The sequence below is a fragment of the Ulvibacter sp. 2305UL32-6 genome (genome assembly GCF_058148545.1).
On the sequence record NZ_JBYVKA010000002.1, the window covers coordinates 326,670 to 341,618 of the forward strand.

A 14,949-nucleotide genomic window follows, 5' to 3' on the forward strand; every position below is an offset into this window, starting at 1 on the left:
AATAAAAAGAACCAATTAACCGTACCAATGTTTGAAATCTTAACCTCTCCAGATGCCCTTGTAGCACTACTAACGCTTACATTTCTTGAAATTGTACTTGGTGTTGATAACATCATATTTATTTCCCTTGCAGCGAGTAAACTTCCAAAAGAACACCAAAAAAAAGCTACCAATATCGGTCTTTTCTTGGCAATGATCATACGAATCATCTTATTGTTCGGGATCTCATGGCTCGTCGCTATGGAAGCTCCTTTTTGGCACATTAACCTTCCATGGATAAAAGCAGGGATTAGCGGACAAGGCCTTATTCTCATTGCTGGAGGACTCTTTTTACTCTACAAAAGCACCAGTGAAATTCACGAAAAAGTAGAAGATCACGGTCATGATGAACGCGAAGTGAAGAAAGCAAGAAAGACAACACTTACTAAGGCTATTATCCAAATTTGCCTTATTAACATTGTATTTTCATTCGATTCTATATTAACAGCCGTGGGAATGACCAATGGTATTAGCGACAACCCAACCGATGCTCTTATCATTATGGTCATTGCTGTTGTTGTTTCTGTTATTATCATGATGATTTTCGCCAATCCCGTTGGGAAATTTGTAACTAAGCACCCCACAGTGCAGCTACTCGGACTCTCATTTTTGATTCTTATTGGTTTTATGCTTATTGCAGAAGGCGCCCACTTGTCTCACCTTGAGATCTTTGGCGCAGGTGTAGGCGTGATTCCTAAAGGCTACTTATACTTTACCATCGCATTTTCACTTTTTATTGAATTTGTCAATATGAAGTATCGCAAACGCACATCCAGCATCGTCTCCGACATTCCTGAAGAAGATGAAGACGAAACCACCGAACTTTAAAAAAATAAAACAAATGAGCAACTCAAGCACACATTGGTCAAAGAACGAATTACAAGCATATATTCTTTTGTATTGCGCAAATGCCAATTTTACTGAAAGCCCTGAAGAAATAGCATTGATCAAATCTAAAGTTGACGCCAAAAACTATAAAGAAATTCACAAGGAATTTGACAATGACAATGATTATCAGAGCATTGAAAAAATTATTGATGCTGTAGACCGATTAAATCTTTCAGATAAGCAAATCGATAAGATGATCATGGAAATCAAGGAACTCTTTATGGCCGATGGTGATTTTGATGCTGCCGAAAAAGCCCTATTCTCAGGTCTTAAGCACATTTTAAAGTAAAAAACGCCCTAAATGCCCTATCATATCGTTCTTATGGAACCTGAAATACCCAACAATACGGGCAATATTGGACGCCTTAGTCTCGCTTCTGGTTGTCACCTACATCTCGTAAAGCCATTCGGTTTCGAGCTGAACGATAGCCGCGTAAAGCGTGCAGGGCTAGACTACTGGAAGCACGTCTCGCTTACCGTTTATGAAAATAGCTCCGAGTTTTTTCAGAAACACAGCGAAAAGAACCTAATTTTCTTATCGAGCCATGGCACAAAAACCTATTGGGACATCCCATTTGAGGATGAACAGTTTTTTATCTTCGGAAAAGAATCTATCGGACTTCCAACAGAACTACTTGAGACACACAAAGAAAACGTTTACCATATTCCAATAGCTAGTGATCATATAAGAAGCCTGAATCTCGCCAATGCCGTAAGCGTTGTGGTTTACGAAGGCATGCGAAATAACGCAATACAAAAATGAAGCAGAAAGACACCCTTAGCGAAGAAGAGTATTGGACACAGCGATATCAAGATTCAAAAACAGGATGGGACATCGGAGAGGCCTCTACGCCTCTTTTAACCTATTTTGAGCAACTTTCAGATAAGTCAATAGCAATTCTTATTCCAGGGGCTGGAAATGCCTACGAAGCGGCTTATTTGCATAAAAATGGATTTACAAATGTGCATATTCTTGATATTTCCGAAGTACCACTAAGTGAATTTGAAGCACGCTATCCGGATTTTCCGAAGGAACACATACATCATCAAGATTTTTTTAAACACAAAGGCTCTTATGACCTGATCATCGAGCAAACGTTCTTTTGTTCATTTGTTCCTACAACTATGAACCGGGTTAAATACGCTACAAAAATTGCATCCCTATTATCGGCCAAAGGAAAATTAGTAGGTGTATGGTTTGATATCCCGCTTACGGACGATATGGAAAAGCGTCCGTTTGGCGGAACAAAGAAGGAATACGAAGGATATTTGAGTCCGTATTTTGAAACAAAAAGCTTCGAGCCTTGCTTTAATTCAATTGCGTCACGTCAAGGAAATGAGCTGTTTGGAATATTTCAAAAGAAAGAGACCGCAAAACATATAGCCAATGATCCACTACACGGAATAACACTAAAAATGATGGTTGAGCAATTAGTAGCAACTTACGGCTGGTCTGGTCTTGGTCAAATGATTAGTATTCGATCATTTCAGGAAAATCCATCGATAAAATCAAGTCTTACTTTTCTTCGGAAGACACCCTGGGCGAGAGAAAAAGTTGAAGGTCTTTACGCAAAAACGCTAAGAAAAGGCTTATTGAAGAAGTAGTTCTCTAAAATAGTCGCGCCTTACAGTCACTGTGATTTGGCTATTTTTGCTTCCGAAGCATTTCATTCTGTTCTTCCATTAATTTTTCAATATTTGAAAGAAGCTCAATATTTTTGGGTGTTTCCACCTCCTTATTTTTAGGATCTTCCGATTTTCGTTTAAATCGGTTGATAAACTTGATGACAACAAAAATGGTAAGTGCGATGATCAGAAAGTCGATCAGGGCCTCTATAAGTTCACCATACCCAATTGCGACCTCCTCCACACCTTCTTTGGCGTCGCGTAAAATATATTTTCTATTAGCTAAATTAACATCATCGGTAAGCAAGGATAAAGGCGGCACATAACCACCTTTTTAACCAAAACATTAACCACTGCATTAAATGCTGTACCAATGATAATACCAACGGCCATGTCGATCATGTTGCCTTTAACAGCAAAATCCTTAAATTCTTGGATAAAACTTTTCATGAGAGAAAAGGAATTAGAAGTAACACTTTCAATGAAATTGGCCTATAAAGGCATTCCGAATTGATTAAGTGTTTGTAGACAGCGAGCACCTGTACAACTGTAGGTCAACTCTTCCCATTTGGTGCCTTCAATTCCATGCAACACTATATTTGCTGCATTCTTTTTAATCGTAAAAAGGAAGCCTTTTTCTGCGTTAGACTCACTATTATGCTTACTGATAGTTGTTTTCCCTGTTGCATCAATGGCTTGATCAACTCCAAAGTCTTTCTTTTTTATAGTAAGTTCTTCCCAGGCGCATCCTTCTTTACAGCTAAGTTTAACTTCTTTATCTGAAGTCTCAATAACAACCACAAAATCCTGCAGCTCAGTATCTATGCTGTTTTGCGCAATAGAAGTCGAAAAAACGAGGAATGCGATTGCAATTCCGAAGTAACTAAAAACAGTATTTTTCATTCTTGCAGTATTTGATTTTTAATGTTTTAAATCTACTAAAAATTCGACAAATAAAGTCATCACGACTCTAAATTGTCTTGATTATTAACCAATGGCGAAAGACTGAGTGTTTTTTTCTTATACTGAAACACAACTTCTTTAAAATTATTTGCCCGAATTTTCTCTATTTCCTCTTCGGAAATATCAAAGCTAATTCTACTCATATAACGCTGATAAACCTTTGAGTATTCAGACTCTACTTCTTGTGTATCTGAAGGCAATTTAATCTCTGAATCACCTTTAAACTCTAATCTAACCCCGCTTTTGGTCTTTAAGTTCATCGTGCTTAAAATAAGCGTTTCGAGAAATAGGTATCCATTGAGCTCCTCCACTCCTCCAAAAATGATACATTCTGGCGACTCAGCGATCTTATCTGCCTGTATCTGATCGATCATGGCAAGGGCCTCCTCGCTGTTCGCTGTTGGCGCTGCATTTCCAAATAACTTTTTAATAAAACTCATCTCTCTTCTTTAAAACAGTGTATATCCAAACTTCACAGACAGATTTGAATAATCTGATGAATAGTTGACGAAGTTACTTAGGATATTCCGATCTGTTGCATATTGCAATTCAATACTGTACTTGTCAGCATATTTATATCCAAAACCAAATAATAGATTTGTCCGTGATTCAATTTCCAGGATGCTACTCAAAACGGTATTGTTAAATTCTTCATAGTTTAAAGATGAGTCAAAACTTAGGTCATAGACCACGTATGACACATTTACAAATAATTTTGAACGATCCCCTAAGAACATATAATGTCTTAACCCTACAGGAAACTCTATGGATTTATACTCAACACTCACCGGTCCCCGCCCAGAAATACCCTCAGACTTAAAGGCCTGATATGTAGGCTCTATAATTACCGACCATTTGTTTTTATTAAAGCCCATGATAAACTCAGCCTCAACCCCAAAAGTAAAAGAAGTTTGGTCATCAAATGATACGTCAAGCCAAGAACGTAGGTCATTTTCAACAGTCAAGGACGAAAATCTCACACCCGGACGTAGCGTCAAATTGAACAAATCTTGTTTTCCTTTATCTGTATAATCCTTATAATCATTGTTAACACAGGTGTTATACTTTATAAAGAATTTCACTAAGTCACTCGTTTGATATGACACGTCTTCGATATTCTTCATGTTTATAGCTTTGCACGGAAACGCATTGTACAATTGCTGCCTAAAACGATTATTTTCAGCTATCAGCCCGTCTTTATTTAAATAACGCTTAAATATAAGTGGTTCAACGTCTTCCAGTTTATTTTGGTAAAAAAACCGGTTCAAATTTCCGTCTTCATAACCATAGAGAATAGCCTCCCCTGAAACTAACACCTTTAAAAAAACTGTTTCCTCTTGAAATTGAGCAACTCGGGTATTGCTTAAATTTTGCACATTACCACTTGAACGCTCCATTTGAACAGTTTCACGCACATATTTTAACACACTCCCAATGCTAAATTCCTTTACACTTTTAATAGTGCCAATTTTTACTTCTGAATCCTCACTGAGTTTATATTCAAATTGTGACGGATTGTTTTTCCAGTCCATATTAAGAATAAGACATGGCACCTTTTCATTCGCGTTGGTTATAAAAAAACCAGACTCGTAATTGATTTGTGCATTTGCCGCTAGCGTAAAGGCCACAAAAAGGCAGCTAAATAGAATTTTTTTGATCATTTTTTTAGTGTAAAATTAAAATAGAGAAGCTTGCCCATCTTCACCAACTGGCGGTTCCTCTTCATCGCCTGATGATGTTTTAGTTGATTTTTCTTTTTCTTCGGAAGATTTTTTTTCTTCGGAATCTTCTTTGGTTGTTGCAAGCTGTTCTTCGTCAACAACATCTATTTGTTCAGCTGGAACGGGTTCGGGTGCTTCATATGGCAAGGGTGAAAGCGCATTGATCTCCAGCACCTTGTCTTTGGTCAACTGATTTCCCATGGCCGAAATTCCTTTGATCGAGATAAATTCTTCAAGATCAACTTCCCAATTCTCCTGCCGGTCTTGTCCGCGTTTTTTTCCGAAGACAACCTCAGCTACAGGTCGATAGTCTGTAAATACCTGTTCTAAATGCGATTTAGGATGATCTGTGATGATCAGTTCGTCTTTCTCAGGGTTATCAACAAGGAATCTCTTTACGTAAAACAATTCCTTTTCACCTTCCCAATAAATTGCCGAAATAGGCTTTTTAGGCTCCCATTTTTCCATGACGATAAGATCTTCATCAAAATGCATGGTAATTTCCGGAATCACGGTTTTAATAAGTCCGCGCTGATTAATAAGTAGCAATCTGTCATCTGGTCGAAATTCGCCAATCAACTCACCCCTATTATCTAAATTAAGACGCTGCACAGTATCATCAAACCAAATTTTTCGAGGTTTTAAAGTAGAAAGCCCTTTTTCTTTTAGTTCGATACGTTTTACAGCATACTTGGTTACGATATTTCCTTTGGAAGCACGCCCTTTGACCAAAATATCTGAAAAATCTAGATCGAACTTCAGCTTTTTAATACTTCCGCTTTGACGAAGTAAAACAGTCACTACCTCGGCTTCCCCATTTGGATTGGCCGTAAAATACAACACGCTAGATCCTTTACTTCCATTGGTAAGGTCATATTCTCGATCGCGAGTCATAGAGGTCACAGCAAAACGCTTTACATACGTGGCTCCACGCGCTCCGTCTTTGTAGATCATGTTATAGATCGTTCGCTTATCTTTTTTCTTAAAGACTGCCACGTACAAAATATTCTTACCGATAAAGGTTTTAGAGTCGACTTTAGTCACCATCATTTTTCCTTCCGCAGTAAAAACAATGATATCATCAATATCACTACAATCGGTTACATATTCATCGCGTCGTAAACTGGTTCCTACAAAACCTTCTTCTCTGTTGACATAAAGTTTGGTGTTTCGAATCACAACTTTAGTCGCTTCAATATCATCAAATACTTTGATCTCTGCTTTCCGCTCTTTTCCAGCTCCGTATTCTTTTTTCAATCGCTGAAAATAAGCGATAGAATAATCGATCAAGGTATTCAAGTGATGCTTTATCTCAGCAATACTATCTTCCAATGAATCAATCTTTTGTTGTGCTTTGTCAATATCAAATTTTGAAATACGCTTGATCCGAATTTCAGTAAGTCTCACAATATCATCTTCTGTAACCGCGCGCTTTAAATGTGCCGTATGCGGCTTCAATCCTTTATCGATCGCAGCGATCACACCTTCCCAAGTTTCTTCCTCTTCGATGTCGCGATAGATACGGTTTTCAATAAAAATTCGCTCTAACGACAAGTAATGCCATTGATTTTCGAGTTCTTCTAATTGAATTTCGAGTTCGCTCTTTAAAAGTTCCACTGTACGATCTGTTGAACGACGTAACATTTCGGTAACACCCACAAAAAGCGGCTTGTTATCCTCAATTACACAACCGAGGGGCGAAATCGAGCTTTCACAGTTCGTAAAGGCGTATAGCGCATCAATTGTCTTATCTGGAGAGATTCCGGCAGGTAGATGAATCATAATCTCCACATCGGCAGCGGTATTATCTTCTATCTTCTTGATCTTGATCTTTCCTTTGTCATTTGCTTTGAGGATAGAATCAATAAGCGATGATGTGTTTGTTCCGAAGGGAATCTCACGAATCACCAAGGTGTTTTTATCATGCTGCAGGATCCTTGCTCTACTTCGAATCTTCCCGCCTCGTAAACCATCATTATAATCTGTTACATCTACCATTCCGCCTGTCGGAAAATCTGGATATATGGTAAATCGTTTGCCTTGTAGGTGTTTTATAGAAGCATCGATAAGCTCTATAAAATTATGCGGCATTATTTTAGTTGAAAGTCCAACCGCGATCCCCTCTGCCCCTTGCGCGAGCAGCATAGGAAACATTACAGGAAGGTTAATGGGTTCCTTCCGACGACCGTCATAAGAAGCCTGCCACTCAGTGATCTTAGGGTTATAAACAACATCTAAAGCGAATTTAGACAAGCGAGCTTCAATATATCGCGAAGCTGCTGCGCGGTCACCTGTAAGAATATTTCCCCAGTTTCCTTGAGTATCAATAAGAAGATCTTTCTGCCCAATTTGAACCATGGCATCAGCGATACTTGCATCTCCGTGCGGATGGTACTGCATGGTATGCCCAACAATGTTTGCTACTTTGTTGTAGCGCCCATCGTCTAGATCCTTCATGGAGTGCATGATACGACGCTGTACAGGCTTAAAGCCATCTTCGATGGCGGGAACCGCACGTTCTAAAATTACGTAGCTAGCATAGTCTAAAAACCAGTCGCGATACATCCCCGTGACTTTGGTGATGGTATCTCCCGAGGTATCTTCGTTCTCCCCTAGATAGTCTGGTGTTACGTTTTCTTCTTCGTTAGTTTGTTCCTCGTTCATGTTAAATTATACTGTCTTTGATGTCATGATTATGAAAATGAATCATTAAAAAATCGATCCAACGGTGCCTCACAATCATACCTCCACCTTATCTAGCTCTACTTTCAAATTATTGATAATAAATTGTTGTCTGTCGGGTGTATTTTTGCCCATATAAAAAGACAACAACTCTTCTATGCTCATCGCCTTGTCTAGCATAACTGGATCAAGACGAATATCTTCTCCTATAAAATGCACAAACTCATCGGGTGAGATCTCCCCAAGCCCCTTAAATCGTGTGATCTCGGGTTTTGGTTTTAATTTCTCCAGCGCTTCTTTTCGTTCATCTTCGGAATAGCAATAGATCGTTTCTTTTTTATTCCGAACACGAAACAAAGGCGTTTGCAAAATATACAGATGCCCTTCCTTGATCAATTCAGGAAAAAATTGAAGAAAAAAGGTAATTAACAGCAACCGAATGTGCATTCCATCAACATCAGCATCGGTAGCGATCACGATGTTGTTGTATCGCAAGTCTTCCATCGATTCTTCAATATTCAAAGCCGCTTGCAAGAGATTGAATTCTTCATTCTCGTATACGATCTTTTTTGAGAGTCCGTAGCTATTTAAAGGCTTTCCTTTTAAACTAAAAACGGCTTGCGTATTAACATCACGACTCTTGGTAATACTTCCACTTGCCGAATCTCCCTCCGTAATAAACAGTGTCGATTCTAAATTGCGCTCTTTTTTGGTGTCGCCTAAGTGAATCCGGCAATCACGTAGTTTTTTGTTGTGCAGATTGGCTTTCTTCGCCCGGTCTTTTGCCAGCTTACGAATACCACTCAATTCTTTCCGTTCCCGCTCTGCCTGCATGATCTTACGTTGCATGGCTTCAGCGACATTCGGATTTTTATGTAAATAGTTATCTAATTGTGTTTTTACAAAGTCATTGATATAGGTTCGCACCGTAGGCAATTCGCCGCCCATATCGGTTGAACCGAGCTTGGTTTTCGTCTGGCTCTCAAATACGGGCTCCATCACTTTGATACTGATGGCCGCAACGATCGACTTACGTACGTCACTGGCTTCGTAATTTTTTCCGTAGAATTCGCGAATCGTTTTTACCAAACTCTCTCGGAAAGCCGCTAAATGCGTTCCTCCTTGGGTTGTATTTTGACCGTTTACAAAGCTGTGATATTCTTCGCTGTACTGGGTTTTGCTGTGTGTAATGGCAACTTCAATATCCTCGCCACGCATGTGGATCACGGGATAAACCATATCTTCTTGTGACATGGTATCTTCGAGCAGATCTTTAAGTCCGTTTTCAGAAACAAACTTCTCTCCGTTAAAATCGATCGTCAATCCCGGATTGAGATAGACATAATTCCGAAGCATCTTTTCAACATACTCGTTGCGATACTTATAATTTTTAAAAATACTTTCGTCTGGAATAAAAGAAACCTTGGTTCCTTTGCGCCTTGTAGTTTCCTCGATAGCAGCATCATCAACCAGCTCCCCGAGTTGAAATTCGGCACGCTTAGTTTGTCCATCGCGAACCGACTCTACTTTAAAATGCGCAGATAGAGCATTTACCGCCTTGGTTCCAACACCGTTGAGTCCAACAGACTTTTTAAAAGCACGACTATCGTACTTTCCTCCAGTGTTCATTTTAGAAACCACGTCAACAACCTTCCCTAAGGGAATGCCCCGACCGTAATCTCGCACTTTAACCTCTTTGTCTTTAATACGGATCTCAATGGTCTTACCCGCACCCATAACAAATTCATCGATACAGTTGTCGATCACTTCTTTTAACAAAATATAGATACCATCATCAGGCGACGACCCATCACCTAATTTTCCAATATACATACCAGGACGCATACGAATATGCTCCTTCCAATCGAGCGATCGTATATTATCTTCGGTATATTTAGTTTCACTCATAAATCACGCGGAATAAGCGTTAAATATAGGGTTTCACCATAAAATGCGAAACCGCTTTGACGGAAAGTAATTAACAATTCAAGTATTAAATTGTTAGTAATTTTAATAGTTTTCGCATTTCACTTTTAGGTTATTCTGAAGTACTTCGGAAATAGCTAGGTTTAGCCAAAGATTTCTCAAAACTCAACTAACGAAACGTTAAAACCTATGTTGTTGATCAAAGAGCCAAGTATATTCGATTTATGAAAAAAATACTCCTATCATCTCTCATACTAGCAATAACCATGCTAACACACGCGCAAAAAAGTGAATCTCCCTATGTCTGGGATTGGACTGCCGATGGGATTTGGACAGGCGCGGCATTGGCCACCACAACTGGCGGATTTATACTTATTCAAAATAAAAAAAGAATTTCTGAAGCAGAACTCACTACCATTCTTGCAGATCAAGAAAATATTAATGCTTTAGATAAATGGGGTGCCGGAAATTATTCTGAAAGCGCAAATAAGTTGAGTGACATTCCTTTTTTCCTTTCTTTTATAACGCCAGGAGTTCTATTTTTTGATGACGAAACCAATGATCATACAGGCCAAATTTTGGGTCTATACCTAGAAAGTCTTGCTACAACAGCAAGTATGTATACGCTCTCGGCTGGTTTAATTAATCGCAGCAGACCGTATGTATACAGTGACGAGGCCGATATGAGTCGTCGCCTTAGCAGCAGTGGACAACGGTCTTTCTACTCCGGACATGTAGCTGCAACAGCGACTGCAACCTTTTTCGTAGCAAAGGTGTACAACGATTTTAATCCTGATTCGCCTGCACTTCCTTATATTTGGGTTGGCGCGGCAGTATTACCCGCAGGTGTGGCTTATTTTAGATTGGAGGCCGGCCAGCATTTTCTAACAGATGTTATATTGGGTTATGGCCTCGGGGCAGCGGTAGGATATTTTGTTCCCGAACTTCACAAAAGAAAGAATAGCAAACTTTCAATAGCACCTGCTAGCGGCACCAGCTTTACAGGAGATATTTATAATGGTATGGCCTTCCGACTTACCTTTTAAAATATCTTCGGAATAATAACTGCCTTTATTAAGCGGAAACATGGAAGAAGAACGAAAAATACGGATCGCTGCATCTTTTCCTGAAAATTTTGCAACTGCCATATTAGACATAACACTAGCAAAATCTGAGTTTGCTCCATTTTTTGCAGGTGTCTATGCGAAAAGTACAGACGAAAAGTGGAATATCTTTGTGATCGAAGAATATATGTATTGGGCCCGAAGTTGGACAGACCACTGTATTTATAAAGTTCGTTATGAGAAGAACGGCTCCGACTTTAAATTGAGTACACTTCAGGTTTCACGAAAATCTTCAGAATACAAAAGTCAAAATTTAGATCATGACGTAATGATCTTTAAACGGATGCTCACGTTTTACTTAAAAAATTAAATCGATTTAAACATTAAAACGGAAATGCATCACGTCGCCATCTTGAACAACATACTCTTTACCTTCTACAGCTAGCTTCCCAGCTTCACGTACTTTAGCTTCACTTCCGTATTGAACAAAGTCTTCATATTTAATCACTTCAGCACGAATAAAACCTTTTTCAAAGTCGGTATGAATCACACCTGCCGCTTGTGGTCCGGTTGCTCCTACTGGAATGGTCCATGCACGAACTTCCTTTACTCCCGCAGTAAAATAAGTTTGTAAATTCAGTAATTTATAAGCGCCGCGAATTAATTTTGCAGAGCCGGGCTCTTGTAATCCGATATCTTCAAGAAACATCTGACGTTCTTCAAAACTTTCTAATTCTGTGATATCAGCTTCTGTACCTACTGCTAAAATGATCACTTCTGCATTTTCATCTTTTACCGCCTCTTTTATCTTATCAACATAAGCATTCCCCGAAGCAGCTGCACCTTCATCTACATTACAGACGTACATCACTGGTTTATCGGTAATAAACTGCATCTGGTTTATAAACTCTTCTCGTTCTGAAGCGGTAAGTTCGATGGCACGAACAGAAATTCCAGCTTCTAAACCTGCTTTTACTTTTAATAAGGCCGCTTCTTCTTTTTGAGCCTCTTTGTTCCCGGTTCTCGCTGCGCGCTTTACCTTTTCCAGTTTTTTGTCGGCTGTTTCAAGGTCTTTTAATTGTAGTTCAATATCGATCGTTTCTTTATCGCGAACCGGATCAACACTACCATCAACATGTACAATATTGTCATTATCAAAACAACGCAATACGTGTAATATGGCGTCAGTCTCTCTGATATTTCCTAAAAATTGATTTCCTAAACCTTCGCCTTTACTCGCGCCTTTTACCAAACCTGCGATATCTACAATTTCAACCGTAGCTGGCAATACTCTTTCCGGATTTACCAATTCCTCCAACTTCACCAAACGGCTATCGGGAACATTTACAACACCAATATTAGGTTCTATAGTACAGAATGGAAAATTCGCACTTTGAGCCTTGGCGTTAGACAAACAATTAAATAAAGTTGATTTCCCCACATTTGGCAATCCTACAATACCTGCTTTCATACTTCAGAAGTTTAGAAACTATGACGCGTACACGTCTATTTTTAAAGTTGCAAATATACGTATCGAACTAACATAGATGTATACTTACACCCTTGTTTTTTATAGAAAACATTGTGAAAAGTTTTTGTCGGTTTTCACAGATACTTAACAGCTTGTGTTGTAGGTTTACGTACAAATCTAAAAACACCAAATATGAAACCATTCGCATTAATGTTTGCAGTACTTTTTGCTTTTACCGGTATTGCTAACGCCCAAGAAAACACGGGAATTAAAAAAGAAACTGTTACCAAAAGAGTAACCACTAGAGATACTAAAGTTGAAACTAAAGTGATCAATGAAATCGATGAGGAAAAATCGGTGCTTGTGATTGAAGGAAATGACAAAAAAGAGCAAAATTCAACCATGGTCACTAAAAAAGAAGACAAAGTTGAGGTTGTATCAGATGTTGTTGACGTAGATGCTAAAAATGCTGCTTTACAGGCAGAGATCGCCGCTAAGAAAAAAGCTGAACTAGAAGCTTCTATTGCAGCAGAAAAAGCGAAAGCAGAAAAAGAACGTATGATTTTGGAGCAAAATAAAGCCAAAATGCAGAAAGAACTTGAAGCGCGCCGCGCCGCTTTAGAGAGTCGTCCAAAAGGCATGTCGAAGTTGAGTAAGAAAGACAACTAGAAAAAGAAAATGCTATAAATTGAAAATCCTACCAGAAATGGTGGGATTTTTTTATTCTAAAACTTCGGAAACTGCTTGACGGTATTCCTTAAATTCGATCAAGTTGTTGTGCCCGCCTCCTTCGATAGTTATCAATTGACATTGATTCTTTGGAAGCACCTCTGAAAGGCTTACTCCAGAGTCATAAGAAACTACACCATCACTTGTTCCGTGGAAAATGGTAACCGGACATTTTACCTCTTTTAAATACAGGTAACTTTCAAATTTATATTTCAGCAAATAACGAACGGGAAGTATTGGAAAACGGCGTTTTGCAATGTCCAAAATGCTGTAATAAGGTGTTTCAAGCAGAAGTTGCTTTGGTTTGTTTATTGATGCCAAATACGTTGCCACTCCTGTTCCCAAGGATCTTCCGTAGAGTGTTATTCTATCGTCGCTATATTGTTTCTGAAGGTATTGATAACACAATTGCGCATCGTCGTAAAACGCTTGTTCCGAAAGGGCTCCAGTACTTTTACCGTAGGTTCTATAATCTAATACAAACACATCGTATTGAAACTGGGTGAAATCCCCTGCTATTTCTCCCCAACGAGACAAATCGCCAGCATTTCCGTGGAAATACAAGATGACCCCTTTAGGATCGTCTACTTTAAAATGAAGCGCGTTGAGTTTCGCGCCATCTTCCGAGGTTAAAAAAACTTCCTTAAAGGGCTGCGCAAAGCTGTATTCGAAATCCTGAGGTAATTCCGTAGGTAAAAAAAGTAGCTTCTCTTGTAATAAATAGGCCATACCTGTAATAAATATATAGATAAACGCTACAAATAGCGCAGTTTTCTTAAGGTTCCACATGTTATTTTCGGTAAGAATGTTTTACGCCTATGCTAGTTGTGGAAAGATCGATCGTTTTTTTCTCGCGATCAATAATATCTGTCAATACCTCATGATATGAAGCAAATGTATTCATATTTTTATGTCCGCCTCCTATAATAGGATGCAACTTGGTTTGTTCAGCACGGATCTGCGCCAACTTTACACTACTTTTAAAGGGGATTAATGTATCTTTTGTTCCATGAATAATATGGATGGGGCAATTCACATATTTAAGCCATTTAAAGGTAGGCATAGGATACCGTAGAATAATAGACAAGGGCATAAATGGCATATAGCGACCCGTTACATGTTTGAGACTATAATATGGAGCGTCGAGAATAAGCATTTTCGGATTGTTCATTGAGGCGAGTTTAGTGGCAAAGCCTGAGCCTAGTGATCTTCCGTAAAGAATGATGTATTTTTCTGAAACTTGCTCTCGAATTTTATTATAGATATACTGTATATCGTGTTTGATAGCTTTCTGCGAGCGTTTTCCAGTACTTTTTCCGAAGCCACGATAATCGACCATGATCACATCGTACTGATTCCGTGTAAAATCGACCGCAAACTTACCCCAACCTTTAATACTTTTACTATTTCCTTTTAGATATAACACCACCCCTAACGGATTTTCAGTCCTAAAATGGAGTCCGTTGATAATCGCGCCATCTCTAGTTTCGAGATTGTATTCTTCAACCACCTGATTTTCATATTCAAACTGAAATTCCTTCGGAAGCTTTTCGGGCTTAAATAAAAAGAATTCCTGCAGGTAATACAATAGTATACTAATAACGATATAGATCGCTATCAACCAGATTGCTATATGTAACCAGTATGGCATTCCTCTAAAGTACAAAATATAAAGATTGTAAAAACTATGATGAATTTACCTCTACGACTTCCCAAATTGTTCCGAATTAAGAAAATTTATGATAAATGTTGTTAAACAGACCAAACTTTAAGTCATTAATAACAAGCTGTTTAGATTGATTAACAAGCAGTCTAGGTATCTTTGAATTGAATAATGATA

General features: G+C 38.7%; 15 protein-coding genes and 1 pseudogene. 7 read left to right on the plus strand and 9 right to left on the minus strand.

The window, feature by feature from the left end; genetic code table 11:
• Nucleotides 1-27: 27 nt before the first annotated feature.
• The 4 genes from ACY2RU_RS07290 to ACY2RU_RS07305 are packed head-to-tail and all read left to right on the plus strand — an operon-like array spanning nt 28 to nt 2,532.
• The gene (locus tag ACY2RU_RS07290; protein WP_490137777.1) at nt 28-867 is read left to right on the plus strand and encodes a TerC family protein; all 840 of its coding nucleotides are present in this window, start codon (nt 28-30) and stop codon (nt 865-867) included.
• A gap of 13 nt (nt 868-880) precedes the next feature.
• A complete protein-coding gene (locus ACY2RU_RS07295; RefSeq protein ID WP_490137778.1) occupies nt 881-1,216 on the plus strand; it encodes a hypothetical protein in 336 nt (111 codons plus the stop codon).
• 12 nt (nt 1,217-1,228) lie between these two features.
• Nucleotides 1,229-1,690, plus strand: coding sequence for a tRNA (cytidine(34)-2'-O)-methyltransferase (locus ACY2RU_RS07300; protein ID WP_490137779.1), 462 nt, complete (start codon nt 1,229-1,231; stop codon nt 1,688-1,690).
• The gene (locus ACY2RU_RS07305) at nt 1,687-2,532 is read left to right on the plus strand and encodes a VF530 family DNA-binding protein (protein ID WP_490137780.1); all 846 of its coding nucleotides are present in this window, start codon (nt 1,687-1,689) and stop codon (nt 2,530-2,532) included. Before ACY2RU_RS07300 ends, ACY2RU_RS07305 begins: the two co-directional genes overlap by 4 nt.
• A gap of 40 nt (nt 2,533-2,572) precedes the next feature.
• Here the strand turns inward: ACY2RU_RS07305 and mscL are convergent.
• From mscL to ACY2RU_RS07335, 6 genes and pseudogenes are all read right to left on the minus strand, one after another.
• A pseudogene (gene mscL, locus ACY2RU_RS07310) lies at nt 2,573-3,003 on the minus strand (large-conductance mechanosensitive channel protein MscL).
• 42 nt (nt 3,004-3,045) lie between these two features.
• On the minus strand, nt 3,046-3,456 hold the full coding sequence (locus ACY2RU_RS07315) for a hypothetical protein (RefSeq protein ID WP_490137781.1): 411 nt from the start codon (nt 3,454-3,456) through the stop codon (nt 3,046-3,048).
• 59 nt (nt 3,457-3,515) lie between these two features.
• Nucleotides 3,516-3,956 (minus strand): hypothetical protein, encoded by a 441-nt coding sequence (locus ACY2RU_RS07320; protein WP_490137782.1) that lies wholly within the window; start codon nt 3,954-3,956, stop codon nt 3,516-3,518.
• A 9-nt stretch (nt 3,957-3,965) separates the two neighbouring features.
• Nucleotides 3,966-5,177, minus strand: coding sequence for a tRNA modification GTPase (locus tag ACY2RU_RS07325; RefSeq protein ID WP_490137783.1), 1,212 nt, complete (start codon nt 5,175-5,177; stop codon nt 3,966-3,968).
• Nucleotides 5,178-5,192: 15 nt separating this feature from the next.
• Nucleotides 5,193-7,901 carry a DNA gyrase/topoisomerase IV subunit A gene (locus tag ACY2RU_RS07330; RefSeq protein WP_490137784.1) on the minus strand — a complete coding sequence of 903 codons (2,709 nt, stop codon included), beginning with the start codon at nt 7,899-7,901 and terminating at the stop codon, nt 5,193-5,195.
• Nucleotides 7,902-7,976: 75 nt separating this feature from the next.
• Complete coding sequence (locus ACY2RU_RS07335) at nt 7,977-9,827, minus strand: DNA topoisomerase IV subunit B (protein WP_490137785.1); 1,851 nt, start codon at nt 9,825-9,827, stop codon at nt 7,977-7,979.
• A 242-nt stretch (nt 9,828-10,069) separates the two neighbouring features.
• Here ACY2RU_RS07335 and ACY2RU_RS07340 point away from each other — a divergent pair, with 242 nt between their 5' ends.
• Nucleotides 10,070-10,891, plus strand: coding sequence for a phosphatase PAP2 family protein (locus tag ACY2RU_RS07340; protein WP_490137786.1), 822 nt, complete (start codon nt 10,070-10,072; stop codon nt 10,889-10,891).
• A gap of 40 nt (nt 10,892-10,931) precedes the next feature.
• On the plus strand, nt 10,932-11,279 hold the full coding sequence (locus ACY2RU_RS07345; RefSeq protein WP_490137787.1) for a hypothetical protein: 348 nt from the start codon (nt 10,932-10,934) through the stop codon (nt 11,277-11,279).
• A gap of 6 nt (nt 11,280-11,285) precedes the next feature.
• Here the strand turns inward: ACY2RU_RS07345 and ychF are convergent, their stop codons facing one another.
• Nucleotides 11,286-12,380, minus strand: coding sequence for a redox-regulated ATPase YchF (gene ychF, locus ACY2RU_RS07350; RefSeq protein WP_490137788.1), 1,095 nt, complete (start codon nt 12,378-12,380; stop codon nt 11,286-11,288).
• Between the two features lie 192 nt (nt 12,381-12,572).
• Between ychF and ACY2RU_RS07355 the strand changes: the two genes are divergently transcribed.
• Complete coding sequence (locus ACY2RU_RS07355; RefSeq protein WP_490137789.1) at nt 12,573-13,049, plus strand: hypothetical protein; 477 nt, start codon at nt 12,573-12,575, stop codon at nt 13,047-13,049.
• A gap of 51 nt (nt 13,050-13,100) precedes the next feature.
• Here the strand turns inward: ACY2RU_RS07355 and ACY2RU_RS07360 are convergent, their stop codons facing one another.
• Together ACY2RU_RS07360 and ACY2RU_RS07365 are read right to left on the minus strand one after the other, a co-directional pair.
• A complete protein-coding gene (locus ACY2RU_RS07360) occupies nt 13,101-13,898 on the minus strand; it encodes an alpha/beta hydrolase (protein ID WP_490137790.1) in 798 nt (265 codons plus the stop codon).
• Between the two features lies 1 nt (nt 13,899).
• Nucleotides 13,900-14,760 (minus strand): alpha/beta hydrolase, encoded by an 861-nt coding sequence (locus ACY2RU_RS07365; protein ID WP_490137791.1) that lies wholly within the window; start codon nt 14,758-14,760, stop codon nt 13,900-13,902.
• Nucleotides 14,761-14,949 lie beyond the last annotated feature (189 nt).

What these genes read in the sequence shown, in the direction of transcription:
- ACY2RU_RS07290 (WP_490137777.1), top strand. Translation starts at nt 28, where the DNA reads ATGTTTGAAATCTTAACCTCTCCAGATGCCCTTGTAGCACTACTAACG.
- ACY2RU_RS07295 (WP_490137778.1), top strand. Translation starts at nt 881, where the DNA reads ATGAGCAACTCAAGCACACATTGGTCAAAGAACGAATTACAAGCATAT.
- ACY2RU_RS07300 (WP_490137779.1), top strand. Translation starts at nt 1,229, where the DNA reads ATGCCCTATCATATCGTTCTTATGGAACCTGAAATACCCAACAATACG.
- ACY2RU_RS07305 (WP_490137780.1), top strand. Translation starts at nt 1,687, where the DNA reads ATGAAGCAGAAAGACACCCTTAGCGAAGAAGAGTATTGGACACAGCGA.
- ACY2RU_RS07315 (WP_490137781.1), bottom strand. Translation starts at nt 3,456, where the DNA reads ATGAAAAATACTGTTTTTAGTTACTTCGGAATTGCAATCGCATTCCTC.
- ACY2RU_RS07320 (WP_490137782.1), bottom strand. Translation starts at nt 3,956, where the DNA reads ATGAGTTTTATTAAAAAGTTATTTGGAAATGCAGCGCCAACAGCGAAC.
- ACY2RU_RS07325 (WP_490137783.1), bottom strand. Translation starts at nt 5,177, where the DNA reads ATGATCAAAAAAATTCTATTTAGCTGCCTTTTTGTGGCCTTTACGCTA.
- ACY2RU_RS07330 (WP_490137784.1), bottom strand. Translation starts at nt 7,901, where the DNA reads ATGAACGAGGAACAAACTAACGAAGAAGAAAACGTAACACCAGACTAT.
- ACY2RU_RS07335 (WP_490137785.1), bottom strand. Translation starts at nt 9,827, where the DNA reads ATGAGTGAAACTAAATATACCGAAGATAATATACGATCGCTCGATTGG.
- ACY2RU_RS07340 (WP_490137786.1), top strand. Translation starts at nt 10,070, where the DNA reads ATGAAAAAAATACTCCTATCATCTCTCATACTAGCAATAACCATGCTA.
- ACY2RU_RS07345 (WP_490137787.1), top strand. Translation starts at nt 10,932, where the DNA reads ATGGAAGAAGAACGAAAAATACGGATCGCTGCATCTTTTCCTGAAAAT.
- ychF (WP_490137788.1), bottom strand. Translation starts at nt 12,380, where the DNA reads ATGAAAGCAGGTATTGTAGGATTGCCAAATGTGGGGAAATCAACTTTA.
- ACY2RU_RS07355 (WP_490137789.1), top strand. Translation starts at nt 12,573, where the DNA reads ATGAAACCATTCGCATTAATGTTTGCAGTACTTTTTGCTTTTACCGGT.
- ACY2RU_RS07360 (WP_490137790.1), bottom strand. Translation starts at nt 13,898, where the DNA reads ATGTGGAACCTTAAGAAAACTGCGCTATTTGTAGCGTTTATCTATATA.
- ACY2RU_RS07365 (WP_490137791.1), bottom strand. Translation starts at nt 14,760, where the DNA reads ATGCCATACTGGTTACATATAGCAATCTGGTTGATAGCGATCTATATC.